Source organism: Variovorax durovernensis (assembly GCF_977011995.1).
The window spans coordinates 2,754,941-2,777,500 of sequence record NZ_CDRNCW010000001.1; the positions used below are offsets into that span (position 1 = coordinate 2,754,941).

Here is a 22,560-nt window from a genome sequence, read left to right on the forward strand (position 1 = left end):
ACCTATGCACCCAACGGATGAAACGGGAGCCCCGCCCGGCGCTCCAACGCAAACGGCCGCCTCCGACCCCTCGGCCCAGACCGAAGCCCTGGTGTCCGGCAGCGGCAGCTACGACCTGCTGAAGAAGCGGTTGGAAACGCAGGGCGAGGGCCTGCTGAAGAAGACGCAGGCGCTCAATGAGCAGCGGCTGGCCGAGTTCGGCCGCTCCGACCAGACGCTGATACTGCGCACCCGCGCGCGCACCGAGAACAACGCGGTGGCGCGCGACCTGGTGCGCATCGGCGACCTGCTGCTGTTCGGCTACAACGTGTTCATCGGCCTGCGCAAGGAGACCACCGTCGGCGATGTGTTCGGCCTGTACCGGCTGGCCTCGCCGGGCGAGGCCGGTGCCGAGAGCGATGAACTGCAGCCCGTGCCGCTTGCCGGCAGCTTCCTTGAAGACACGCGCTTCGCGTCCGACTTCCGCGAGCTGTATGCGTACTACAAGCAGGCCACGCTGCTGCAGTTGCGCGTAACGCAGGACAAGCTGCTCGCTGCCTTCCAGATCGGCCAGCAGGTCACAGACGTGCGCGTGTTCCGCTGGGCCATCGAGCGCGACGGCCGCATCAGCTACATCGACAACCGCGGCGAGCGCGACATCGCCTTGCCAGCGAGCCACGACTTCGAATGGACCGTGGCCACGCGCGAAGACCACGTGGGCGGCAAGCACCCGCACGTGAACGTGCTGGACACGGTGTTCGTCGAGACACTGGGCGGCGACCTCACGGTCAAGATAGAGAACAACACCGAGACCGGCCTGGGCATCTACAGCGAGCCCGTCGAAGACAGGAGCCAGTCGCTGACCGACGCAGAGATTGCCTGGGCCAAGCTCGGCATGCTGATCCTGCTGCGCGTGAAGCCTTACCGCGAGCAGGTCACGCGCTACCTGGTGTTCAACATCCGCACGCAACAGGTGGAGCGCATCGACGCCATCGGCGGTTCGTGCGTGCAGCTGCCGGAAGACCACGGCATCATCTTTCCGGGCGGCTACTACCTGCAGTCGGGCGAGCACAAGCGCTTCGACCTGCCGGCCGAGACGGTGGAAAACCTGCGCTTCAAGCGCATGCTGCGTTCGCCCAACGGCGAAGACGTGGCCTACATCTTCTACGACCCGAAGCCGGGCCGCTACGCGCTCTTCAACTACAACCTGATCGACAAGAAGCTCGCGACGCCGATCATCGCCAACGGCTACGCACGATTTGCCGACGGCCGCATCCTGGTGTTCCACGACAACGAGGGCGAGCCTTCGCGCGTGCACCCGATGCAGTTGTGGCAGACCCCGTTCGCCAGCGAAGAGCATGTGAGCGCGCAGCCGCCCGCCACCGGCTTCTTCGGCAAGATCGGCAACGCCGAGCTGGTGCGTGGCGTGAGCGATCTCATGGGCATTGCCCGCGCGGTGCGCGAGCAGGCGCCGACCAAGGCCGCCTACGAAGACCTGATCCGCCAATGCACCCGCGTGAGCGATGCCTACTTCTGGCTCGACGCGCCGGAAGCCGCCGGGCTCATGGCCGAGCTGCGCAGCATCGCCGAGGTGGCGCGCAGCACGCTGGCCGAATTCGAGAAGGTCGACACCATCCGCCGCGAGACCGCGCGTGCGCTGGCCCGCGCGGAAGACGAGCAGCATGCGCTGCTGGTCGACATCGCCAGCACCATCTGGCGCGCGCCCGACGATTTTGTGAAGGCGCTGGCGCGGCTGCGCGAGCGGCGCGGCGCGCTGCAGATGCTCAAGGAGCTGCGCTACGCCGACCTGCCGCGCATCGCCGCCATGGATGCGGCGCTGGCAACCGAGCAGCAGCGCATCGGCGAACGCGCGATGCAGTTCCTGGCGGCCGACACCGCCTTCGTCGGCCAACGCCAGGCGCTGGACAAGCTGGCGCTCGACTTGCCGAATCTGGCCACCTCGCCGGCGCTGGGGCAACTGCTGGCCACGCTCGACGAACAGGCGGCCGGGCTCGACCTGCTGACGGAGCAGCTCGGCAGCCTGCCGGGCGGCGACGCGGTGATCCGCACGTCGATCCTGGATCGCATCTCGCTGATCTACGCCGACATCAACCGCATGCGCGCCGATGCGCGCGCGCGGCGCAAATCGCTTGGTGCGACCGAGGCGCGGGCCGAGTTCGGCGCGCAGTTCAAGCTGTTCAGCCAGGCCGTGGAAAACGCGCTGGAGTTCGCCGACACGCCAGAAAAATGCGACGACGCGCTCACGCGCCTGCTGGCACAACTGGAGGAGATAGAAGGCCGCTTCGCCGAGCAGGAAGATTTTCTGCGCGACATCGCCGAGAAGCGTGAGAACGTGTACGAGGCGCTCTCCGCACGGCGCCAGAGCCTGGTCGATGCCCGTCAGCGCCGTGCGCAAGGCGTGGTCGACGCGGCCGGCCGAATCCTGGACGGCATTCCGCGCCGCATTGCGCAGTTCGGCGAGCTGACGCAGGTCCACAGCTATTTCGCGGCCGACCCGATGATCGGCAAGCTGCACACGTTGATCGCCGACCTGCGCACGCTGGGCGCTGCGGTGCCGGCCGACGAGCTTGACACGCGCCTGAAGACGGCGCGCGACCAGGCCCTGCGCGCGGTGCGCGACAAGCGCGAACTGGTGAGCGAGGGCGGCGACACGCTGCGCCTGGGCCGCCACGCCTTCACGGTGCACCGCCAGCCGGTCGACCTGACGCTGGTGGCACGCGAAGACGGCATGGCCTACCAGGTGACCGGCACCGACTACCAGAGCCCGGTCGACGACGAGCGGCTGCGCGAGCTGCAGGTCTACTGGAACCAGTCGCTGGTGTCCGAGACGGCGGAACTCTCGCGCGCCGAGTACCTCGCAGGCCGCCTGCTGGAATCGCTGCTCGACGGCAAGGCCGAGCGTAACTGGACCGAGGTGCGCACGCTGCTGGCCGAAGACCCGCAGCATCCGCAACTGCTGGAGATGGTGCGGCGCTTTGCCGCCGCGCGCTACCAGGAGGGCTACCAGAAGGGCATTCACGATGACGATGCGCTTCGCCTGCTGGGGGCGCTGGTCGCCATGCAGGACCAGGCGGGCCTGCTGGCCTGGGGGCCGACCGAGCGCGCGCTGGCCTTGCTGTACTGGCAGCACGGCCACCTGATCGCGCACCGCGAGTCGCTTCTGCGGCGCGCCCGGGCAGCAATGCAGATGAGCGAGATGTTCGGCCGGTGCGGTGCGCTCGAACAGCTCGAAGCCGATACGGCGCGTTCGCTCGGCCATTTTGTGCGCGACGTGCTGCCCGACCTGCTGCCGCTGGCCGACAACGCCACGCAGGAAGAACGCGACGCCCACGATGGCCGCGTCGCCACGCTGTGCGAGCAGTCGGCGGCTTACCTTGCGCGCGAGCTGGCGGCGCATGCCGGTGAAACCTGGGTGGTTTCGGGCGCTGGCGAAGACCTTGCCGCCGCGCTGCTGCGGGAGCTGGAGCGCGGTGGGCGCCGCGATGCATGGCAGGCCGACCTCGATGCCGCCCCGCCGGCCGAACGCTGGAGGCTCGCGCGCGACTGGGTGCATGCCTACGCGCTGCACCAGTCGCCGCAGTCGATCGACTGGGTGGACGACGCGGCCAGCGTGCTGGCGATGCCGCTGCAGCGTACGCGCGTGAACGTGGCGCTCGACCGCACGGTCGACGGGCTGCGCGGCGAGCATCCGCGTGTGATCGACGGCCGCATGACGCTGAACCTCAACGACTTCTGGCGCCGGTTCCTGTTCCACGCCACGCATGTGGTGCCGGGCTTCGAGGCGCTGAACAGCCTGCGCCACGAACTGCTCGAGCGCGAGAAGGCGCGCCTGAAGCTCGGCCAGTTCCAGGCCAAGCCGCTGTCGACCTTCGTCCGCAACCGGCTGATCGACGAGCTTTACCTGCCCATCATCGGCGACAACCTGGCCAAGCAGATCGGCTCCGCGGGCGAGGGCAGCCGCACCGACCGCATGGGCCTGCTGCTGCTGATCTCGCCGCCCGGCTACGGCAAGACCACGCTGATGGAGTACGTGGCCGACAGGCTGGGCCTGATCTTCGTGCGCATCAACTGTCCGGCGCTGGGCCACGGCGTTACCGCGATCGACCCCGCCAATGCGCCCAACAGCGCGGCACGGCAGGAGCTGGAGAAGCTCAACCTCGGCCTCGCGATGGGCAGCAACGTGATGCTGTACCTCGACGACATCCAGCACACCAGCCCGGAGTTCCTGCAGAAGTTCATCGCGCTGGCCGACGGCACGCGCCGCATCGAGGGCGTGTGGAACGGCGAGCCGCGCAGCTACGACATGCGGGGCAAGCGCTTCGCCATCGTGATGGCGGGCAACCCGTACACCGAGTCGGGCGACGTGTTCAAGATCCCGGACATGCTGGCCAACCGGGCCGACATCTACAACCTGGGCGACGTGCTCTCGGGCCGCGAGGCGGCGTTCGCGCTGTCTTACATCGAGAACAGCCTTACCTCCAACCCCACTCTGATGCCGCTGGCCTCGCGCGACCCCAAGGACGTGCAGCTGCTGGTGCAGATGGCGCAGGGACACGAGGTGCCGAGCAGCGCGCTGTCGCATGCCTACAGCGCCGTCGAGCTGGAGGAGATCAAGGCGCTGCTGCAGCGGCTGTTCCGCGCGCGCGACCTGCTGCTGAAAGTCAACCTCGCGTACATCGAGTCTGCCGCGCAGCAGGAGGCCTACCGCACCGCGCCGCCGTTCAAGCTGCAGGGCAGCTACCGCAACATGACCAAGCTGGCGGGGAAGATCACCGCGCTGATGCGCGACGACGAGCTCGATGCGCTGCTGCGCGACCACTACCGTGGCGAGGCCCAGACGCTGGCCACCGGGGCGGAAGAAAACCTGCTGCGCCTCGCGCAACTGCTCGGCAGCCCCACGCCGGAGGAGAGCGCGCGCTGGCAGGCCATCTGCGATGAGTTCGTGCGCCAGCGCAAGCTGGGCGGCGCCGACGTGGACGGCAGCCAGCGCATTGCGAGCAGCATGCTCGACGTTGCGCGCGCGGTCGACGGGCTCAAGCCCGTGCCCGTGCCGCCCGCCGAAGGGCCGGGCGACAGCCAGCGCCTGGCGGACGCCATGCTGCAGATCGCCGTGACCTATCGCGAGCTGATCCTGCCGCTGGTGACGGCCACCGAGCGCCGGCTGGAACTCGACCGCACGATCACGCAGGACATGAAACGGCTGGCCGCCGAGATGCAGGCCACCCACGCTGCGCCGAAGCGCACGCCCAAGCCCGGCAAGGAGGAGTGACGTGTCTCAAGCCCCATCGACCGATCCACAGCCGGCTCTGCCCGAACTGCTCGCCCAGCTCGACGCCACGCTGGCCGACGACCGCCTGAGCGACGACGAGCGCCGGGTGCTGGTGCACACGCTGCGCGAAGCCTCTCCGCCCGAAGACGGCCTGCGCCAGCTGCGCAACCGCGCCTTCGACCTGGTGCGTTCGCGCACCGCGGACCCGGAGCAGCTGGCCTTGCTGAAATGGCTCGAAGGCGTGGTCCGCGCCATCGACACCGGGCGCTCGCCCGACAACGTGGCGGTGCGCTCGCAGGCCTTCTTCAGCCCCGGCACGGCCTGCCTGCAGGCCATCAACCAGCAGTTGAGGACCGCCAGGCGCTCGGTCGACCTGTGCGTGTTCACGCTGTCTGACGACCGCATCACTGCCGAGATCCTGGCCGCGCACAGGCGGGGCGTGTCGCTGCGCTTCATCTCCGACAACGACAAGGAGTTCGATCGCGGCAGCGACGTCGGCCAGTTGCGCGCCGCGGGCATTCCGGTCGCGGTGGACCGCACCGACGCGCACATGCACCACAAGTTCGCGATCTTCGACGGCACGCGGCTGCTCAACGGCAGCTACAACTGGACGCGCAGCGCCTGCGAGTTCAACGAGGAAAACCTGGTGCTGAGCAACGATCCGTCGCTGGTGCGCCGCTTCGCCGACGAATTCGACACCTTGTGGAAAGAACTGCAGGCCCCGCGATGACAAGACGCATCGACTACGACTGGGAGCTGCCGCCCGAGATGCGGCAGCGGCTGGGCACCTCCAGCTACGGGGCGCAGCGCGTCATCCACGAGCAGGAGCATCTGATGGTGATCCTGCACGAGCCGCCCGCCGGCACGGGCTCGGAGCGCAAGGCGGCCGTGTTCCTGCGCAAGCCCGACGGTGCATGGCTGCACAAGGGCAACAACCCGGGCGAGAAGGCATTGTCGAAGCTGCTCGAGAGCTACCGCACGGCGCTCGGCACGTTCGAGATCCGGCACGAGGCGGCCGAGACGGCGGAGGCGCTGTTCCAGGTCCTCGGGCCGCTGATTCCGCTGGCGCGTGCAGCGTCGAACATGCAGGCCACGCTGCAGGCGGCACGCGAGGCCGCGTCGCAAGATCCGCTGATCACCGACATGCGCGACCGCGCCGTCGAGATCGCGCGCGGGCTTGAACTGCTGCTGGCGGACACCCGCATGTCGCTCGACTACCGCCTCGCGCACGCGGCGGAACTGCAGGCGCGCGCGGCCATGGAGGTGAGCCGCGCGCAGCACAAGCTCAACACCATCGCGGCGCTGACTTTTCCGCTGATGGCCGTCGGCGCGGTCTTTGGCATGAACCTGCACAGCGGGGCCGAGAACCTGCCGGTCTGGGTGTACTGGGCGATCTTCGGCGCGGGTCTCTTCATGGGCGTGCTGCTGCGCGGATGGGTCAAGGCGCCGGAGCCGGTGCCGCCGGCTGCCGGGTCCGGCCCCGCGCGTAAAAAGTAGGCGTTGCTCGCAGGTCTTCGCGTTTCGCGAAGACCTGCTGCCGTCACGGCAATTCCGCGCGGCGCAATCTGTTCCTAGAGTGGGGCCAACCCAACATGGAGACAGACGCGGACATGAATGCACTCGAAGGCCTGAAGGTGCTGGAACTCGGCCAGCTGATTGCCGGCCCCTTCGCCGGCAAGACCCTGGCGGAGTTCGGCGCCGACGTGATCAAGGTCGAACCCGAAGGCGTCGGCGATCCGCTGCGCAAGTGGCGGCTGCTGCGCGACGGCGGCTCGGTCTGGTGGGAGGTGCAGTCGCGCAACAAGCGCTCGGTGTGCCTCGATCTGCGCAGTGCCGAGGGGCAGGATGCGGTGCGTGCACTGGCGCGCGAGGCAGACGTGCTGATCGAGAACTTCAAGCCCGGCACGCTGGAAGGCTGGGGCCTGGGATGGGAGCAACTGCACGCGCTGAATCCGCGTCTCATCATGCTGCGCATCTCCGGCTACGGGCAGACCGGGCCGTACCGCGACAAGCCCGGCTTCGGCGTGCTCGGCGAATCGATGGGCGGGCTGCGCTACCTGAGCGGGGAGCCGGGGCGGGTGCCGGTGCGCGTGGGCGTTTCGCTGGGTGACACGCTGGCGGCGCTTCATGGCGTGATCGGCGTGCTCACGGCGCTGCACCACCGCACGGCGCACGGCGGGGAAGGGCAGTTCATCGACGTGGCGCTGTACGAGTCGGTGTTCAACGTGATGGAAAGCCTGCTGCCCGAGTACGACGCCTTCGGCGCGGTGCGCGAGCGGGCCGGCAGCGCGTTGCCCGGCATCGCGCCGACCAACGCCTACCGCTGCAACGACGGGCACTACGTGCTGGTGGCGGGCAACGGCGACAGCATCTTCCGCCGGCTGATGCGGGCCATCGGCCGCACCGACCTGGAAAGCGACCCGCAACTCGCGCACAACGACGGGCGCGTCTTGCGGGTGGAAGAGATCGGCGCCGCCATCGAGGCGTGGACGCTGCAGCGCAGCCGCGACGAGGTGCTGGCGGCGCTCGACGCGGCCGGCGTGCCGGTCGGCCGCATCTACACCGTGGCCGACATCGCGAGCGATCCGCAGTACTTGGCGCGCGGGATGATCGTCGAGTCGGCAACCGCCAGCGGCGGCACGCTGAAAGTGCCCGGCGTGGTGCCCAAGCTCAGCGCGACGCCGGGGCGCATCGCGCATCCCGCGCCGCGCCTGGGCGAGCACAACGGCGACTTGCACGCAGGCGGCTGGCCTGCGCGCCGCGCGGAAAGCGAGCCCGCATGAAAACCGGCAACGGCACCCGGCTGCACATCAACGAGGTGGCCACGCGCGACGGCTTCCAGATGGAAAGCCGCTTCATTCCCACCGACGACAAGGTCGCGCTGATCGACCGGCTGGGCGGGCTGGGCTACGCGAAGATCGAAGTGACCTCGTTCACGTCGGCGAAAGCGATTCCGGCGCTGCGCGACGGCGAGGAGGTGATGCACCGCATCGCCCGCAGGCCCGGCGTGGTCTACACGGCGCTGGTGCCGAACGTGCGCGGCGCGCAGCGGGCGCTGGAAAGCCGCATCGACGAGTTCAACATCGTGATGTCCGTGAGCGAGACGCACAACCTGTCGAACCTGCGCATGACGCGGGAGCAGTCTTTCGCGCAACTGGCCGAAGTGATAGCGCTGGCGAAGCAGGCCGCAGTGCCGGTGAACGTGTCGCTCTCCTGCGTGTTCGGCTGCCCGATGGAAGGTGAGGTGCCGGTGAATGGGGTGCTCGGGTGGATCGAGCGCTTTGCCGCGCTCGGCGTGCAGGGCGCGACGCTGTGCGACACCACGGGCATGGCTTATCCCACGCAGGTGCAGGCCGTCTGCGAGCGGGTCATCGCGGCCTGGCCGGCGCTGGGCTGGACCGCCCATTTCCACAACACGCGCGGCATGGGCCTCGCGAACACGGTGGCCGCCGTCGAAGCGGGGATACGCCGGCTCGATATGTCGCTGGGCGGCATCGGAGGCTGCCCCTACGCGCCCGGCGCGACCGGCAATGTCGCGACCGAAGACGTGGTCCACATGCTGCAATGCATGGGCTATGAGACGGGTATGGACCTGGACGGCCTGGTTGCCGCGGCGGCCGAGCTGGCGTTGCTTGTGGAGCATGAACTGCCGAGCCAGGTTTCCCGTGCCGGCCATCGCCTGACGCGGCACTCGCCGCCCCCTGATTTCAACGACATCGCGGCCCGCGCCAGCGCCCGCGCACAGAAGGAGCTTCACCCATGATCGATCACCTGGACCACCTGGTGCTGACCACCGCGCACGAGGAAGACTGCATCCGCTTCTACGTCGACGTGATGGGCATGACGCTCGAGAGCTTCGGCGCCGGGCGCAAGGCTTTTCGCTTCGGCAACCAGAAGATCAACCTGCATGTGAAGGGGCACGAGTTCGAACCCAAGGCGCAACTGCCGACCCCAGGCTCGCTGGACTTGTGCTTCATCGCCAGCGTGCCGCTCGAGGCGGTGATGGCGCGGCTGGCGGACAAGGGCGTGCCGATTCTCGAAGGGCCGGTGATGCGCACGGGCGCCACCTCGCGCATCCGCTCGGTCTACGTGCGCGACCCCGACCTGAACCTGATCGAGATCTCGGAACTCGCGGCCTGAGGGCGCGGGCTTCGAAGACAGCAGACAAGAAAAACACCGGAGACAGACAAACCATGCAAACCATTCGCCGCCTGCTCGCGGCCGGCCTCGTGCTGGCCGCTTCGGCCGCCAGCGCAGACACCTGGCCTTCCAAACCGATCACCTTCGTCGTTCCCACCGCGCCCGCCGGCTCCACCGACATCATGGCGCGGCTGGTCGGCGAGCCGCTGCAGCGCGCGCTGGGCCAGCCCGTGGTGGTCGACAACAAGCCCGGCGCCAGCGGCAACATCGGCGCCGAGTTCGTGGCCCGCGCCGCGCCCGACGGCTATACGCTGCTGATGCAGTACTCGGGCTACCACGTCGGCAACCCCTCGCTCTACCCGAACCTCAAGTGGACCCCCACGAAGGACTTCGTGCCGGTGGCGATGGTGATGCGCGCGCCGCACGTGGTCGCGGTGAGCGGCAAGCTGCCTGTGAATTCGATGAAGGAACTCATCGAGTACGGCAAGAAGAAGGAGGGTGGCTTGTTCTATGCCTCGTCGGGCAACGGCTCGATCCAGCACATCGCGGGCGAACTGCTGTCGCGGCAGTCGAAGCAGGCGATGACGCATGTGCCGTACAAAGGCTCCGGGCCGGCCATCAACGACCTGATCTCGGGCAACGTCGACATGTTCATCACCACGCCGCCGTCGGTCATCGGCCATTTCGCGACCGGGCGCATCAAGGCGCTGGCGTACACGGGCAGCAAGCGGCACCCGTCGATGCCCGATGTGCCGACTTCGGCCGAGGCGGGCTTGCCGGGCTACGAGGTGGAGTCGTGGTTCGCGGTGTTCGCGCCGGCGAAGACGCCGCCCGATGTGGTCGCCAGGCTGAGCGCGGAGATCAGGAAGATCGTGGAGAGCGAGTCTTTCCGCAAGAGGGTGGACGAGCAGGGTGCCTTCGCGACCTACATGGATTCGCCGACGCTCGCGAAATTCGTCGACCAGGAACTGGCGGCATGGTCGAAGGTCATCAAGTCGGCGGACATCAAGCCGGACTGAAGGGGACTCTCAGCCTTCCTGGTAGACAACCTCGAAGGTCTCGCACAGCACCGGCATGCGCAGGTCGGGTGCTCTGCCGATGCGCTCGCATTCGCCGCTGAAGTATTGCCAGTGGCCTTCGCGCCAGTAGCGCAACGAGCCGTCGCCTTCGGCCTCGACGGCGGCGAAGTCTTCGCCGACATCCTCGAAGGGCATGACCACCACGGCGCGAGTCTCGATCACGCACAGCGGCTTGCCATGCCAGTCGGTGACGATGCTCAGGTCACCGGGCCGGGGGCGGGGCCTGCCCGTTGCCTCGAAAGACCACTCGAGGCTGGCGGTGCCGCGCTTGCGTCCCGCGAGCACGAGTGCCGCGAGTTCGGCGGCGCCGGCCTCGTTGTCGTCGAAGTGGAATGCCTCGCAGAACCGGGCGGACAGGGCTGACAGCTCGGCTCCGCTGGCGCGCTGGAATCGCTCCCAGAAGGGATGCAGGTGGGGTGGGATGTTCATGTCGGATGGACTGGAGACAGGCGCCGAGCCTGCCACAACTGGCGGCCCGCCGGCCCGCTCCGGCCATCCGGCGCGGCTACAGCTTCACGCCGATGATCGACAGGATGATGGCCGAGAGCGTCAGCGCGACCGGCAGTTTCTGCACGACGAGCGCATGGGCGCGCACGGCGGTGGCCTGCGTTTGCAGCAAGAGGCTTTGTTCGGAATGGATGCGTGTGGACATTTCAGGCTCCTGGGTGATTGCGGGCTGTGTGCCTGCGTGGGTTCAACGATAGACCTGCGGGCTTGCGCCGGCGCAGCGCTTTCGTCGACACGGCGTTTCCGTTTTTGCAACGATCCCGCCAGGATCTGTCGCAAGGCTGTACTCTCCGCCGCTCGCGTTCTGCGCGGGTGCAGACGAAACACAGACACCGACCGATGACGAAGAAGAAACAACCCGCCGCGCGCCCGAAGCTGCGCCGCGCCACTCCCACCGATGCCACGCCCTGGACGCTGCTGTTCGCGGCCGACGGCCCGCGCGCGGAAATCCGGAAGTACCTCTCGCGCGGCGAGCAATGGCTCGCTGAAATCGACGGTCTCGTCGTGGGCCAGATGGTGCTCATGCAGACCCGCGTCGGCACCTGGGAGTTGATGAACATCGCGGTGAGCGACGATCTGCGCGGTCGGGGCGTGGGTACCGCGCTGCTGCGCAAGGCGAGGGCGCTTGCCGTCGAGCGTGGCGCGCACCTGCTCGAGGTGGGTACCGGCAACAGCAGTTTGCGAGAGCTGGCCTTCTATCAGCGCTTCGGCTTTCGCATCGTCGGGGTCGATGTGGGTTTCTTCGAGCGCCGCTCGAGGAAGCTGCAGAAGCAGGATGGCATCGTGCTGCGCGACATGGTGCGGCTCGCACTGCCGTTGCCGGCACCTAACCCGCGATGAGCTTCTGCACCAGCTCCGCCGTGGTCGCTGCGGCGTACTTGCGCATCAGCCGCGCCCGGTGCAGCTCGACCGTGCGGTGGCTGATGCCCAGCGCCTTGCCGATTTCCTTCGAGGTCAGCCCGCGCATCACTTGCGCCGCCACCTCGCGTTCGCGCGGCGTGAGCTCGGCCTTCACCGCGCGGCGCGAGCCCAGGTCTTCGAAGGTCCAGATGCCGGCCTCGTGGGGGGCGGCGCGGTTCATCGCATGGCCGGTGACGTGGCACCAGAAGGTCTCGCCCGCGATCGCACCGTGCAGGCCGCCCAGGCGCTTCATCATGCGGTTGTCGGCGTAGTGCCCGCTGGCGTTCAGAAAGGGCTCCATGCGCTTGCCGATGCGCTCGAACTCGGCCACGCTGGGGTACAGGATGCTGAACGAATGCCCTACCAGGGCTGGGGGCGTTGCGCCAAAAATCTCGCACACGCGCACGTTGCAGGCCACGATGGTGCGGTTGCTCGAAACCACCATGCCGACGGGCGCGTGTTCAAAGGCCAGCCGGTAATCGATTTCGGGCATCGGGTCTCACCATTACGAAATACTACGTATACGAGTAGGTAGTATCGTTCAAGGCTTTCCCACCCACTCTCCATTCATCCATCAAGGAGCCCGAGTGAACAAGATTTATCCCTCCGCGGACGCGGCACTCAAGGGGGTCGTGGCCGACGGGCAGATGCTCGCGGTAGGCGGCTTCGGCCTGTGCGGCATTCCTGAAGCGCTGATCGACGCGCTGAAGGATTCCGGCGTGCAGAACCTCACCGTCGTCTCGAACAACGCGGGCGTCGACGGTTTCGGCCTCGGCAAGCTGCTCGAGACTCGCCAGATCAAGAAAATGATCGCGTCCTACGTCGGCGAGAACAAGGAGTTCGAGCGCCAGTACCTCGCGGGCGAACTGGCCCTCGAATTCACGCCCCAGGGCACGCTGGCCGAGAAGCTGCGAGCCGGCGGCGCGGGCATTCCGGCCTTCTTCACCAAGACCGGTGTCGGCACGCAAGTGGCCGAAGGCAAGGAACTGCGCGAATTCGGCGGCGAGACCTACGTCATGGAACATTCGCTGGTGCCCGACGTGGCGCTGGTGAAGGCCGACGTGGCCGACAAGTCGGGCAACCTGCGCTTTCGCCTGACGGCGCGCAACTTCAACCCGGCCGCGGCCATGGCCGGCAAGATCTGCATCGTCGAGGTCGAGAAGATCGTGGAAGTGGGCGAACTGGCCCCTGACGACATCCACCTGCCGGGCATCTACGTGCACCGCATCGTGCTCAACGCCACCCCCGAGAAGCGCATCGAGAAGCGCACCGTGAGCGCCGCCGCGCCGGTGGACGCCGCGGCCGCCAAGGTCGAGGCCCAGGCCGTCATCGCGCAGGCGGCAGCCGGAAGCGAAGTGCCCGTGCCCACCGTGCCCGCCAACAAGAAAGAAGGAGCCTGAGATGCCCTGGACCCAAGACCAGATGGCGGCCCGTGCCGCCCAAGAACTCGAGGACGGCTTCTACGTCAACCTCGGCATCGGCATTCCCACGCTCGTGGCCAACCACACCGGCACCAAGGAAGTGTGGCTGCAGAGCGAGAACGGCATGCTCGGCATCGGCCCGTTCCCGACCGAGGACAACGTCGATGCCGACCTGATCAACGCCGGCAAGCAGACCGTCACCACGCTGCCCGGCTCGGCCATCTTCGGCAGCCATGACAGCTTCGCAATGATCCGCGGCGGCAAGATCAACCTGTCGATCCTGGGCGCCATGCAGGTCAGCACCAAGGGCGACCTCGCCAACTGGATGATCCCGGGCAAGATGGTCAAGGGCATGGGCGGCGCGATGGACCTCGTGGCCGGCGTGAAGCGCGTGATCGTGCTGATGGAGCACGTCGCCAAGAAGAAGGACGGCACCGAGGACCTGAAGATCCTCGAGAAGTGCACCCTGCCGCTGACCGGCGTGGGCGTGGTCGACCGCATCATCACCGACCTGGCCGTGATGGACGTCGTGCCCGAAGGCCTGAAGGTGGTCGAGCTTGCGCCAGGCGTCACTTTCGACACGCTGCAGGCCAAGACGGGTGCCAAGCTGATCCAGTAAGGCGTTCGACGCGACTACGGCAAGGGCAGGGCAGCGAAAGCAGGCCCTGCCTTTTTCTTTGGAGCACACAGGAATGAATGCGAGCGAAGTTCTGGGTGGCATCTGGCGGGAAGCAGGCTTGCCGCCGGATGCCTTGTCGTTTGCGCGGCTCACGGGCACCGACCCGGTGCTGCCGTCGTCTTTCGCGGTCGGCGTGGCGGCACAGAGCACCATCGCGGCGGCGGCGCTGGCTGCATGCGAGCTCGGGCACCTGCGAGGTTCGGCGCGTCAGCAGGTCGGCGTCGACATGCAGCATGCGGCGCTCGACTGCACCGGATGGTTCAGCCTCGACGGGCGCGTGCCCGATCCGTGGGACACCTTCTCGGGGCTGTACCGCTGCGCCGACGGCTGGGTGCGCATTCACGCAAATTTTGCACATCACCGCGACGGGGCGTTGCGGCTGATGAAGCTGGACCCGGCCACCGCCACGCGTGCCGAGGCCGAGACGGTGATGGCGACTTGGCGCGCGCATGAATTCGAAGATGCCGCCGCTGCGCAAGGGCTGGTAGCGACCGCGCTGCGCCGTTTCGACGAATGGGACGCCACGCCGCAAGGCCAGGCCATTGCGGCGCAACCGCTCCTCACCATCGAACGCATCGGCGACGCACCGCCGCTCGCGCTGCCGCCGCTGCGCGAAGACCAGCGGCCGCTGGCGGGCGTACGCGTGCTCGACCTGACGCGCATCCTCGCGGGCCCGGTCGGCGGTCGCGCGCTCGCGGCGTATGGCGCTGACGTGATGCTCGTCAATTCGCCGAACCTGCCGAACATCGAATCCATTGCCGACACCAGCCGCGGCAAGCTGTCGACGCATGTGGATCTGCGCACCGACGAAGGCCGCGCCGCGCTGCGGCAACTGACTACGCAGGCGCATGTCTTCGTGCAGGGCTACCGGCCCGGCGGCGTCGCATCGCTGGGCTTCGGGCCGGCGGAGCTGGCGCGGGTGCGGCCGGGCATCGTGTGCGTGTCGCTGACGGCTTATGGCACCCGAGGTCCATGGGCCAATCGTCGTGGTTTCGATTCGCTCGTGCAGACCGCAATGGGCTTCAACCACGCCGAAGGCGAGGCCGCGGGCGACGGCAAGCCGAAGCCGCTGCCAATGCAGATCCTCGACGAAGCGACCGGCTACCTGATCGCATTCGGTGCCGCCGCCGCGCTGTGGCGACAGCAGCAGGAGGGCGGCAGCTGGCACGTGGAGGTGTCGTTGGCGCAGACGGGACATTGGCTGCGCAGCCTCGGTCGCGTGCCCGGCGGCTTGTCGATCGCAAGACCGGACCTCGAGCCGTACGTCGAGACCTCGGCCTCCGGCTTCGGCGAATTGGCCGCGCTGCGCCACAGCGCGCAGCTGTCGCGAACGCCCGCCGCCTGGCCGCGCCCTTCGATGCCGCCGGGCAGCCATCCGCCGGTGTGGCCGGCTGACACGGCAAAGTGAGAAACTGGACCGATGCCCTATCTCGACATCGACAACCTCCAGGCCGTTTTCCTCGACGACGATGTGCTGCGCGCGCGGCACCTGGCGCGGCTGCCCTGCGGCCCGGTGCAGATCACGAGCGGGCGTGTGGTGGCCTGCGATCCGCTGGTGCAGCCCGAACGGCAACCATTTGCGCGCGAGCTGCAGGCGCGCGGCGCTTTCCCCGTCGAAGTGCTGCACGACAAGGGCCGGCATGCGCTGGCGGTGCTGTGGCTGCGTGACCGCGGCAGCCTTCGCGCTGCCGATCTGAGCTGGCAGATGGCGTTGATTGAAGGGGAGTCGCTCGAAGCGCTGGGCGACGGCGAGTTCTACGGCTACCCGGTCGACGCGGGCGTCGGCTGCTTCATGGACCCCGACGCCGCGGCCGCCATGGCCGAGCGCGACAAGCGCGAAGCCGCCGACCCCGATTTCATCAGCTACTACGACGACGTGCTCGCGGGCGAGATGGGCGAGGCCAACGTCGTCGACCACTACCCGCTCGGGCCGGGTTCGGCGAGCAACATGGTGATCTTCCGCTCGGGTTGGGGCGACGGCAGCTACCCCAGCTTCTGGGCCCTCGACGCTGCAGGCGAACCCGTGGCACTGGTGACCGACTTCATGATCATGGAAGGCGGTGACGCGCGCGACGAGGACGACAAGCGCAGCGATGCCTACAAGGCCAGTCTCTCGCCCGAAAAATCGGCGGCGCTGGATGCATTGGGTGCGGCGGCTGTCGAAGGCGACGTGGCGGCAATCAAGGCCCTGCTCGGTGCGGGCCTCGCGCAGTCCAACGAGATCATTCCGTCGTTCGGCGAGACCGCGATCACGAGCGCCATTCGCATGAACCAGATCGACGCGCTGCGCGTGTTGCTGGACGCGGTGCAAGGCCTGCCGATGCCGCCGCGGCTCTACAGGATGGACAAGGAAGAGAGCTACATCGACTACGCGCGCCGGCTCAAGAAGCCGCGCGTGGAGGGGCTGATCGAACTGCTGGAGAAGGCTGCGGCGCCCGCGGCAAAGCCTGGATTCCTGAAGCGCCTTTTTTCCTGAGCCTCTTCTGAGCTGCTCCCGAGCGCTCAGGCGCCCAGCGCAGCCTGCACCTTGTCTCCCAGCCCGCGCAGCCGCTCGACCGGCTCGTTGGAAAACACGAAGCGCAGGTATTGCGCGCCGTGCGTGTCGCCCCAGCCTTGCATCGCCGTGGCGCAGACCCGCTCTTTCAACAGGCGTTGCGACAGCGTTTGCCCGTCGATGCCGAAGTCGCTCGCGCGCAGCAGCAGCGACCAGCCGCCGGCCGGTACGCCGACAGGCAGCCCCCTGAGCTCGGCGAGCACGGTGTCGCGCCGACGTTCCAGTTCGCCGACATAAGGTGCGAGCGTGCGCGGCGATTGCTCCAGTGCCGTCGCCACCGCATCCTGCGCGATGCCCACCGGTACCACCACGTTCGCGAGCGACACGGCCACTAGGTCGGGCATGTAGCTCTCGGGCGCCACGGTCCAGCCCACGCGCCAGCCGATCATGCGCAGTTCCTTGGCCGACGAGCCGACGGTGATGGTGCGCTCGGCCATGCCCGGCAGGCCCGCGGGGTGGATTACCTGGCGGCCGTCGTAGAGCAGCCGCTCCATGGCCGTGTCGAGAATCAGCGTCAGGTCGTGCCGCACGCACAGTGCGGCGATGGCGCGCCAGTCTTCCTCGTCGAAGTAGCCGCCGGTGGGCATCGAAGGAGACATCAGCAGCATCACCCGCACGCGCGGGCCGACGGCGGCCTGGAGCGCGTCGCGGTCCAGCTTCCATTCGCCGCCGGGGGTGAAGCGAAAGCGCGCGTACTTCGGTGTACCGCCGGCAAGCCGGACGCGGTTGAGCAGCCCGGCGTAGGTCGGGTCGGTCACCAGCACTTCGTCGCCGACCTCGACGGTGGCGAGCAGCGCGTTGAGGATGCCCGAGAGCCCGCCTGCCGAGATCACGCAGTTGCGCGCGCCGCTGTACGCCACGCCCGACAGCGCCGACACATGCCGCGCCGCCACGTCGCGCAGCCGCGACTGGCCGACGAAGGGCAGGTAGCTGTTGTCCGCGTCTTCGGAGGCCGCGCGTACCGTGCGCGCGACAGCCTCGGGGTCGGGCGGGATGTCGACGTCGAGGTTCTCCAGGCGAAGGAACGGCTGGCCGTCGGCGTCGTCGGCAATGGCGCCCATGCGGTCGACGCCGATGCCGGCGATGTGGGTCAGGCGGGCGGGGCGGTGGGGTGGCATTCCGGTCTCCTTGTCGTTCACGGCGGGTAGCCGCCAGCATGGCACAACACGGGCCGTCAGGCTGCGGTACCGGGCGGACTGTCCAGCAGCAGTTGGGCCCGGTGCGCCTCGGCCGTCTGCCGCAGGAACTCCCAGGTGGCCTGCATCCGCACAAGGTGCTTGGTTTCCGCCGGCATCGACATCCAGAAGGTCCGCGTGAAGTTCGCCTGCCCGGGCAGCACGGGCTGCAGCGCGCCGTCTTTCTCGGCGATGAAGGCGGGCAGCACCGCAATGCCCGCGCCCGCCGCCACGGCGCTGTGCTGCGCGAGCACGCTGGTGCTGCGCAGCGCGAAGCTGTCGGGGCGGTGGAGCTCGTCGAGGTATTGCAGCTCCTTGCTGAACAGCAGGTCGTCCACGTAGCTGATGAAGGTGTGGCCGCGCAGGTCTTCGCGTGTCTTGATCGGCTTGTGCACCGACAGGTACTGCTTCGATGCGTAGAGCCGCAGCGTGTAGTCGGTGAGCTTGGTGACGACCACCGGGCCGCGTGCCGGCCGTTCGAGCGAGATCACGATGTCGGCCTCGCGCCGCGACAGGTGCACCAGCCGCGGCATGGCCAGCAGGTCGATGGTGAGGCGCGGGTGCTGCACCGCGAACAGCGCGAGACGGGGTGCCAGCACCACGGTGCCGAAGCCCTCCGTGGCGCCGATGCGCACAAGTCCCGACAAGCCCTCCTGCGAGGCAGGCGCGGTGCTTTCCACGGCCTGGAACGCGCTTTCCATCGCCTCGACCTGCGGCTGCAGCCGCCGGCCCGCCTCGGTGAGCCGGTGCCCGCCCGCTTCACGCGAGAAAAGCGGGGCGCCGACCTCCTTCTCGAGCGCCTGGATGCGGCGCGCCACGGTGGTGTGGTCGACCTCGAGCCGGCGCGCGGCGCTCATGAGCGTGCCCGAGCGGGCGAGCTCCAGGAAGTAGCGAAGGTTGTCCCAATCCATCTGCTTGCTTGCCCTCAGGTTGAGGCTCTGCAAATTTGCAAAGCCTTGGCGCATTTTTGTCTATTGTCATGGCAAATCTGCAAAGCTAGGATGTCGCTCTGCACCGGCCGCGCCGGCACCGAATTCACAGGATCACAGGAGACAAAACCCCATGGACGCCACTACCACCCCGTCGACCCAGGTCGCCACCGTCAAGCTGCTCATTGGCGGCAAGCTGGTCGAATCCAAGACCACCGAATGGCGCGACGTCGTCAACCCGGCCACGCAGCAGGTGCTGGCCCGCGTGCCCTTCGCGACCCCGTCAGAACTGGACGCCGCAGTGGCCTCCGCCAAGGAAGCCTTCAAGACCTGGCGCAAGACCCCCATCGGCACGCGCGCCCGCATCTTCCTGAAGCTGCAGCAGCTCATCCGCGAGAACATGGGCGAGCTGGCCGCGATCCTCACGGCCGAGCAGGGCAAGACCCTGCCCGACGCCGAAGGCGACGTGTTCCGCGGCCTCGAAGTGGTGGAGCACGCATCGAACATCGGCAACCTGCAGCTTGGCGAACTGGCCAACAACGTGGCCAACGGTGTCGACACCTACACGCTGCTGCAGCCGCTGGGCGTGTGCGCCGGCATCACGCCGTTCAACTTCCCGGCCATGATCCCGCTGTGGATGTTTCCCATGGCCATCGTCACCGGCAACACCTTCGTGCTGAAGCCCTCCGAGCAGGACCCCATGGTCACCATGCGCCTGTGCGAACTGGCGCTCGAAGCCGGCATTCCTCCCGGCGTGCTGAACGTGGTGCACGGCGGCGAAGCCATCGTCAACGGCATCTGCGACCACAAGGACATCAAGGCGATCAGCTTCGTCGGCTCGACCAAGGTCGGCACGCACGTCTACAACCGCGCCACCCTGGCTGGCAAGCGCGCGCAATGCATGATGGGCGCGAAGAACCACGCCATCGTCATGCCCGACGCCAACAAGGAGCAGACGCTCAATGCACTGGCCGGCGCCAGCTTCGGCGCGGCAGGCCAGCGCTGCATGGCGGTGTCGGTGGCGGTGCTGGTGGGCGAGGCGCGCAACTGGGTGCCTGAACTCATCGAAAAGGCGAAGACGCTGAAGATCGGCGCCGGCACCGAGAAGGGCGTGGACGTGGGGCCGCTGGTCTCGTGCGCCGCCTACGACCGTGTGAACAGCCTGATCGAACGCGGCGAGGCCGACGGCGCCAAGCTGGTGCTCGACGGCCGCAAGCCCACCGTGCCGGGCTACGAGAAGGGCAACTTCGTCGGCCCGACGATCTTCACTGGCGTGAAGCCGGGCATGACGATCTATGAGCAGGAAGTGTTCGGCCCGGTGCTGTGCATTGCCGATGCCGAGACCATCGACGAGGCCATCGACCTGATCAACAGCAACCCGAACGGCAACGGCACGGCGATCTTCACGCAGTCGGGCGCCGCGGCGCGCCGCTTCCAGGAAGACATCGACGTGGGCCAGGTCGGCATCAACGTGCCGATCCCGGTGCCGGTGCCGATGTTCTCGTTCACCGGTTCGCGCGCTTCCAAGCTCGGCGACCTGGGCCCGTACGGCAAGCAGGTCATCATGTTCTACACGCAGACCAAGACCGTGACGGCACGCTGGTTCGACGACAGCACCGTCTCGCACGGCGTCAACACCACCATCAGCCTCAAATGAGGCGCGGGCTTCGCGTCGCGGCCTGGGGCACGGTGGCGGCGGTTGCATTGCTTGCGGGCAGGGCGCAGGCAGCGGCTTCTGACGAGCCGCTCGACTGCAACCCGAACGGAAACCAGCAGCAGATGAACGACTGCGCGGTACGCGACTTTCGTGCTGCCGATGCCGCGCTCAACATCCGGTACGGCGAGGTGATGAAGACGCTCTCGCCGCAGATGCGTGTCGCGCTGCGCAACGAGCAGCGGACGTGGCTCAAGGGACGCGATCCCGCCTGCAAGCGTGCCGCGAAGGCAAGCGAAGGTGGTTCCATCTGGCCGCTGGTGTTCAACGCATGCCTGGAGAAATCGACCCGCAAACGGACCACCGAACTGGACCGCTGGAAGGGGCGCGAACAATGAACTTCGAACTGTCTGAAGAACAGAATGCTTTCGCGCAGACCGCGCGCGACTTTGCACAGGCCGAGTTCGCGCCGCACGCGGCACAGTGGGACGCGGAAGCCATCTTTCCGAAGGAAGCCATTGCCAAGGCTGGCGAATTGGGCTTCTGCGGGTTGTATGCGCCCGAGCGCATTGGCGGCCTCGGCCTGCCACGGCTCGATGCGGCGCTGGTGTTCGAGGAGATGGCCGCAATCGACCCGTCGACCACGGCCTTCATCACGATCCACAACATGGCGACGTGGATGCTCGGCACCTGGGCGACCGACGCGGTGGCGCAGCAATGGGGCGAAGACCTGACCAGCGGCCGCAAGCTGGCGTCGTATTGCCTGACCGAGCCGGGCGCCGGGTCGGATGCGGGCTCGCTCAAGACGCGCGCGGAGCTGCAGGGCGCCGAATACGTCATCAATGGAGGCAAGGCCTTCATCTCGGGCGCCGGGTCGACCGACGTACTGGTGCTGATGGCGCGCACGGGCGGTGCGGGCGCGAGCGGCATCTCGGCCTTTGCCGTGCCGGCCGATGCGCCCGGCGTCAGTTACGGCAAGAAGGAGCACAAGATGGGCTGGAACAGCCAGCCCACGCGCACCATCAATTTCGACAACGTGCGCATCCCGGCGCAGAACCTGCTGGGCAAGGAAGGCGAGGGCTTTCGCATTGCCATGAAGGGGCTGGACGGCGGACGCATCAACATCGCGACTTGCTCGGTGGGGGCGGCGCAGGGGGCGCTCGACGCGGCGCGGCGCTATCTGCATGAGCGCCAGCAGTTCGGCAAGCCGCTCGCGAGCTTCCAGGCGCTGCAGTTCAAGCTCGCCGACATGGCGACGGAACTGGTCGCGGCGCGGCAGATGGTTCGGCTGGCGGCATCGAAGCTCGACGCGGGCCATGCCGACGCGAGCACCTATTGCGCAATGGCGAAGCGCTTTGCGACCGATGCCGGCTTCAACGTCTGCAACGACGCGCTGCAGCTGCACGGCGGCTACGGCTACCTGAGCGAATTTCCGCTCGAGCGCCTGGTGCGCGACGCGCGCGTGCACCAGATCCTCGAAGGCACGAACGAGATCATGCGCGTGATCGTTGCGCGAAAATTGCTGGAGGGCGACAGCGATATCCGCTGAGCGCGCCGTATCCGGAACCTGAAAAAACAATGACTGACAACGTAGTTCTCTTCGACGAAATCAAGACCGCCGGCGGCCAGCGCTTTGCCGTGGCCACGCTCAATGCGCCGGCTTCGCTCAATGCGCTGTCCGTGGACATGGTGCGCCTGCTGACGCCCAAGCTGCGTGAGTGGGCGCAGGACGCCGGCATCGTCGGCGTGCTGCTTCAGGCTGCTGGCGAGAAGGCGTTCTGTGCCGGCGGCGACCTGCGCCAGCTCTACCAGACGCTGCTGGACTGCGGCCCCGCGCGCAACACCTATGCCGAAGACTTCTTCCGCGAAGAGTACGAGCTCGACTATCTGATCCATACCTTCCCCAAGCCCTTCCTGTGCTGGGGCCACGGTATCGTGATGGGCGGCGGCGTCGGCTTGCTGGCCGGCGCTTCGCACCGGGTGATGACACTGCAAAGCCGCATCGCCATGCCCGAAATCAACATCGGCCTGTACCCCGACGTGGGTGGCAGCTGGTTCCTTCGTCGCACGCCGGGACGCACGGGGCTCTTCCTGGCGCTCACGGCCGCGAACATCAACGCGGCCGACACCATCTTCTGCGGGCTGGCCGACGTGCTGGTGCCGCAGGAGCGCAAGGGCGACGTGATCGAGGCCATCGCTTCCACCCGGTGGGCGGCCGAAGGCAAGGCCGATCGCGCAACGCTGTCGCGCATT

The 22,560-nt window shown here is 67.7% G+C and carries 21 protein-coding genes (1 of these 21 running past the window's edge); 16 read left to right on the top strand and 5 right to left on the bottom strand.

Annotated features, from left to right (window positions below):
- Positions 1–4 precede the first annotated feature (4 nt).
- From ACWV14_RS13150 to ACWV14_RS13180, 7 genes are all read left to right on the top strand, one after another.
- Positions 5–5,269, top strand: coding sequence for a DNA repair ATPase (locus ACWV14_RS13150; protein WP_454909024.1), 5,265 nt, complete (start codon positions 5–7; stop codon positions 5,267–5,269).
- 1 nt (position 5,270) lies between these two features.
- Positions 5,271–5,999 (top strand): phospholipase D-like domain-containing protein, encoded by a 729-nt coding sequence (locus ACWV14_RS13155; RefSeq protein ID WP_454909025.1) that lies wholly within the window; start codon positions 5,271–5,273, stop codon positions 5,997–5,999.
- Entirely contained in the window at positions 5,996–6,766 is a 771-nt protein-coding gene (locus ACWV14_RS13160) for a hypothetical protein (RefSeq protein ID WP_454909026.1), read from the top strand. The genes ACWV14_RS13155 and ACWV14_RS13160 overlap by 4 nt, the downstream gene beginning before the upstream one ends.
- A 113-nt stretch (positions 6,767–6,879) precedes the next feature.
- Positions 6,880–8,052 (top strand): CaiB/BaiF CoA transferase family protein, encoded by a 1,173-nt coding sequence (locus tag ACWV14_RS13165; RefSeq protein ID WP_454909027.1) that lies wholly within the window; start codon positions 6,880–6,882, stop codon positions 8,050–8,052.
- Positions 8,049–9,032, top strand: coding sequence for a hydroxymethylglutaryl-CoA lyase (locus tag ACWV14_RS13170; protein ID WP_454909028.1), 984 nt, complete (start codon positions 8,049–8,051; stop codon positions 9,030–9,032). The genes ACWV14_RS13165 and ACWV14_RS13170 overlap by 4 nt, the downstream gene beginning before the upstream one ends.
- Entirely contained in the window at positions 9,029–9,409 is a 381-nt protein-coding gene (locus tag ACWV14_RS13175; protein ID WP_454909029.1) for a VOC family protein, read from the top strand. The genes ACWV14_RS13170 and ACWV14_RS13175 overlap by 4 nt, the downstream gene beginning before the upstream one ends.
- 53 nt (positions 9,410–9,462) lie before the next feature.
- On the top strand, positions 9,463–10,428 hold the full coding sequence (locus ACWV14_RS13180; protein ID WP_454909030.1) for a Bug family tripartite tricarboxylate transporter substrate binding protein: 966 nt from the start codon (positions 9,463–9,465) through the stop codon (positions 10,426–10,428).
- Positions 10,429–10,437: 9 nt separating this feature from the next.
- Here ACWV14_RS13180 and ACWV14_RS13185 read toward each other — a convergent pair whose 3' ends face one another.
- Both ACWV14_RS13185 and ACWV14_RS13190 read right to left on the bottom strand, forming a co-directional pair.
- Positions 10,438–10,917, bottom strand: a complete 480-nt coding sequence (locus ACWV14_RS13185; protein WP_454909031.1) for an ASCH domain-containing protein — start codon at positions 10,915–10,917, stop codon at positions 10,438–10,440.
- 76 nt (positions 10,918–10,993) lie between these two features.
- Entirely contained in the window at positions 10,994–11,140 is a 147-nt protein-coding gene (locus ACWV14_RS13190) for a hypothetical protein (protein ID WP_422086073.1), read from the bottom strand.
- Positions 11,141–11,334: 194 nt separating this feature from the next.
- Here ACWV14_RS13190 and ACWV14_RS13195 point away from each other — a divergent pair, with 194 nt between their 5' ends.
- The gene (locus ACWV14_RS13195) at positions 11,335–11,835 is read left to right on the top strand and encodes a GNAT family N-acetyltransferase (RefSeq protein WP_454909032.1); all 501 of its coding nucleotides are present in this window, start codon (positions 11,335–11,337) and stop codon (positions 11,833–11,835) included.
- Here ACWV14_RS13195 and ACWV14_RS13200 read toward each other — a convergent pair.
- Entirely contained in the window at positions 11,822–12,388 is a 567-nt protein-coding gene (locus tag ACWV14_RS13200) for a LuxR C-terminal-related transcriptional regulator (protein WP_454909033.1), read from the bottom strand. The genes ACWV14_RS13195 and ACWV14_RS13200 overlap by 14 nt on opposite strands.
- Positions 12,389–12,482: 94 nt before the next feature.
- Here ACWV14_RS13200 and ACWV14_RS13205 point away from each other — a divergent pair, with 94 nt between their 5' ends.
- The 4 genes from ACWV14_RS13205 to ACWV14_RS13220 all read left to right on the top strand — a co-directional run bounded on the left by ACWV14_RS13205 (position 12,483) and on the right by ACWV14_RS13220 (position 16,471).
- Positions 12,483–13,295 (top strand): CoA transferase subunit A, encoded by an 813-nt coding sequence (locus ACWV14_RS13205; protein ID WP_422086075.1) that lies wholly within the window; start codon positions 12,483–12,485, stop codon positions 13,293–13,295.
- A 1-nt stretch (position 13,296) separates the two neighbouring features.
- Positions 13,297–13,935: a 3-oxoacid CoA-transferase subunit B gene (locus tag ACWV14_RS13210; protein ID WP_454909034.1), complete on the top strand. Its 639-nt coding sequence runs from the start codon at positions 13,297–13,299 to the stop codon at positions 13,933–13,935.
- A gap of 73 nt (positions 13,936–14,008) precedes the next feature.
- Positions 14,009–15,403, top strand: coding sequence for a CoA transferase (locus tag ACWV14_RS13215; RefSeq protein WP_454909035.1), 1,395 nt, complete (start codon positions 14,009–14,011; stop codon positions 15,401–15,403).
- A gap of 12 nt (positions 15,404–15,415) precedes the next feature.
- On the top strand, positions 15,416–16,471 hold the full coding sequence (locus tag ACWV14_RS13220) for a DUF4241 domain-containing protein (RefSeq protein ID WP_454909036.1): 1,056 nt from the start codon (positions 15,416–15,418) through the stop codon (positions 16,469–16,471).
- A 26-nt stretch (positions 16,472–16,497) separates the two neighbouring features.
- On the opposite strand, the gene ACWV14_RS13225 is transcribed toward ACWV14_RS13220, so the two are convergent.
- Entirely contained in the window at positions 16,498–17,667 is a 1,170-nt protein-coding gene (locus ACWV14_RS13225) for a pyridoxal phosphate-dependent aminotransferase (protein WP_454909037.1), read from the bottom strand.
- Positions 17,668–17,723: 56 nt separating this feature from the next.
- Entirely contained in the window at positions 17,724–18,635 is a 912-nt protein-coding gene (locus ACWV14_RS13230; RefSeq protein WP_454909038.1) for a LysR substrate-binding domain-containing protein, read from the bottom strand.
- Between the two features lie 151 nt (positions 18,636–18,786).
- On the opposite strand from ACWV14_RS13230, the gene ACWV14_RS13235 reads away from it, so the two are divergent.
- The 4 genes in view from ACWV14_RS13235 to ACWV14_RS13250 are tightly spaced (at most 29 nt apart) and all read left to right on the top strand, a layout consistent with a single transcriptional unit that may run on beyond the window.
- Entirely contained in the window at positions 18,787–20,310 is a 1,524-nt protein-coding gene (locus tag ACWV14_RS13235; RefSeq protein WP_454909039.1) for a CoA-acylating methylmalonate-semialdehyde dehydrogenase, read from the top strand.
- Positions 20,307–20,705, top strand: a complete 399-nt coding sequence (locus ACWV14_RS13240) for a lysozyme inhibitor LprI family protein (protein WP_454909040.1) — start codon at positions 20,307–20,309, stop codon at positions 20,703–20,705. The genes ACWV14_RS13235 and ACWV14_RS13240 overlap by 4 nt, the downstream gene beginning before the upstream one ends.
- A complete protein-coding gene (locus tag ACWV14_RS13245; RefSeq protein WP_422086082.1) occupies positions 20,702–21,856 on the top strand; it encodes an acyl-CoA dehydrogenase family protein in 1,155 nt (384 codons plus the stop codon). The genes ACWV14_RS13240 and ACWV14_RS13245 overlap by 4 nt, the downstream gene beginning before the upstream one ends.
- A gap of 29 nt (positions 21,857–21,885) precedes the next feature.
- Positions 21,886–22,560 carry the 5' portion of an enoyl-CoA hydratase/isomerase family protein gene (locus tag ACWV14_RS13250; protein WP_454909041.1) on the top strand. Its footprint extends 441 nt past the window's final position, so 675 of the gene's 1,116 nt are visible here — the first part of the coding sequence; the start codon lies at positions 21,886–21,888; its stop codon lies off the right edge, out of view.

Excerpts from the sequence above, each read along its gene's own strand:
- ACWV14_RS13185 (WP_454909031.1), bottom strand. The coding sequence starts at position 10,917 with ATGAACATCCCACCCCACCTGCATCCCTTCTGGGAGCGATTCCAGCGC.
- ACWV14_RS13215 (WP_454909035.1), top strand. The coding sequence starts at position 14,009 with ATGAATGCGAGCGAAGTTCTGGGTGGCATCTGGCGGGAAGCAGGCTTG.
- ACWV14_RS13165 (WP_454909027.1), top strand. The coding sequence starts at position 6,880 with ATGAATGCACTCGAAGGCCTGAAGGTGCTGGAACTCGGCCAGCTGATT.
- ACWV14_RS13200 (WP_454909033.1), bottom strand. The coding sequence starts at position 12,388 with ATGCCCGAAATCGATTACCGGCTGGCCTTTGAACACGCGCCCGTCGGC.
- ACWV14_RS13175 (WP_454909029.1), top strand. The coding sequence starts at position 9,029 with ATGATCGATCACCTGGACCACCTGGTGCTGACCACCGCGCACGAGGAA.
- ACWV14_RS13245 (WP_422086082.1), top strand. The coding sequence starts at position 20,702 with ATGAACTTCGAACTGTCTGAAGAACAGAATGCTTTCGCGCAGACCGCG.
- ACWV14_RS13150 (WP_454909024.1), top strand. The coding sequence starts at position 5 with ATGCACCCAACGGATGAAACGGGAGCCCCGCCCGGCGCTCCAACGCAA.
- ACWV14_RS13210 (WP_454909034.1), top strand. The coding sequence starts at position 13,297 with ATGCCCTGGACCCAAGACCAGATGGCGGCCCGTGCCGCCCAAGAACTC.
- ACWV14_RS13240 (WP_454909040.1), top strand. The coding sequence starts at position 20,307 with ATGAGGCGCGGGCTTCGCGTCGCGGCCTGGGGCACGGTGGCGGCGGTT.
- ACWV14_RS13220 (WP_454909036.1), top strand. The coding sequence starts at position 15,416 with ATGCCCTATCTCGACATCGACAACCTCCAGGCCGTTTTCCTCGACGAC.
- ACWV14_RS13180 (WP_454909030.1), top strand. The coding sequence starts at position 9,463 with ATGCAAACCATTCGCCGCCTGCTCGCGGCCGGCCTCGTGCTGGCCGCT.
- ACWV14_RS13225 (WP_454909037.1), bottom strand. The coding sequence starts at position 17,667 with ATGCCACCCCACCGCCCCGCCCGCCTGACCCACATCGCCGGCATCGGC.
- ACWV14_RS13170 (WP_454909028.1), top strand. The coding sequence starts at position 8,049 with ATGAAAACCGGCAACGGCACCCGGCTGCACATCAACGAGGTGGCCACG.
- ACWV14_RS13160 (WP_454909026.1), top strand. The coding sequence starts at position 5,996 with ATGACAAGACGCATCGACTACGACTGGGAGCTGCCGCCCGAGATGCGG.
- ACWV14_RS13195 (WP_454909032.1), top strand. The coding sequence starts at position 11,335 with ATGACGAAGAAGAAACAACCCGCCGCGCGCCCGAAGCTGCGCCGCGCC.
- ACWV14_RS13190 (WP_422086073.1), bottom strand. The coding sequence starts at position 11,140 with ATGTCCACACGCATCCATTCCGAACAAAGCCTCTTGCTGCAAACGCAG.
- ACWV14_RS13235 (WP_454909039.1), top strand. The coding sequence starts at position 18,787 with ATGGACGCCACTACCACCCCGTCGACCCAGGTCGCCACCGTCAAGCTG.
- ACWV14_RS13230 (WP_454909038.1), bottom strand. The coding sequence starts at position 18,635 with ATGGATTGGGACAACCTTCGCTACTTCCTGGAGCTCGCCCGCTCGGGC.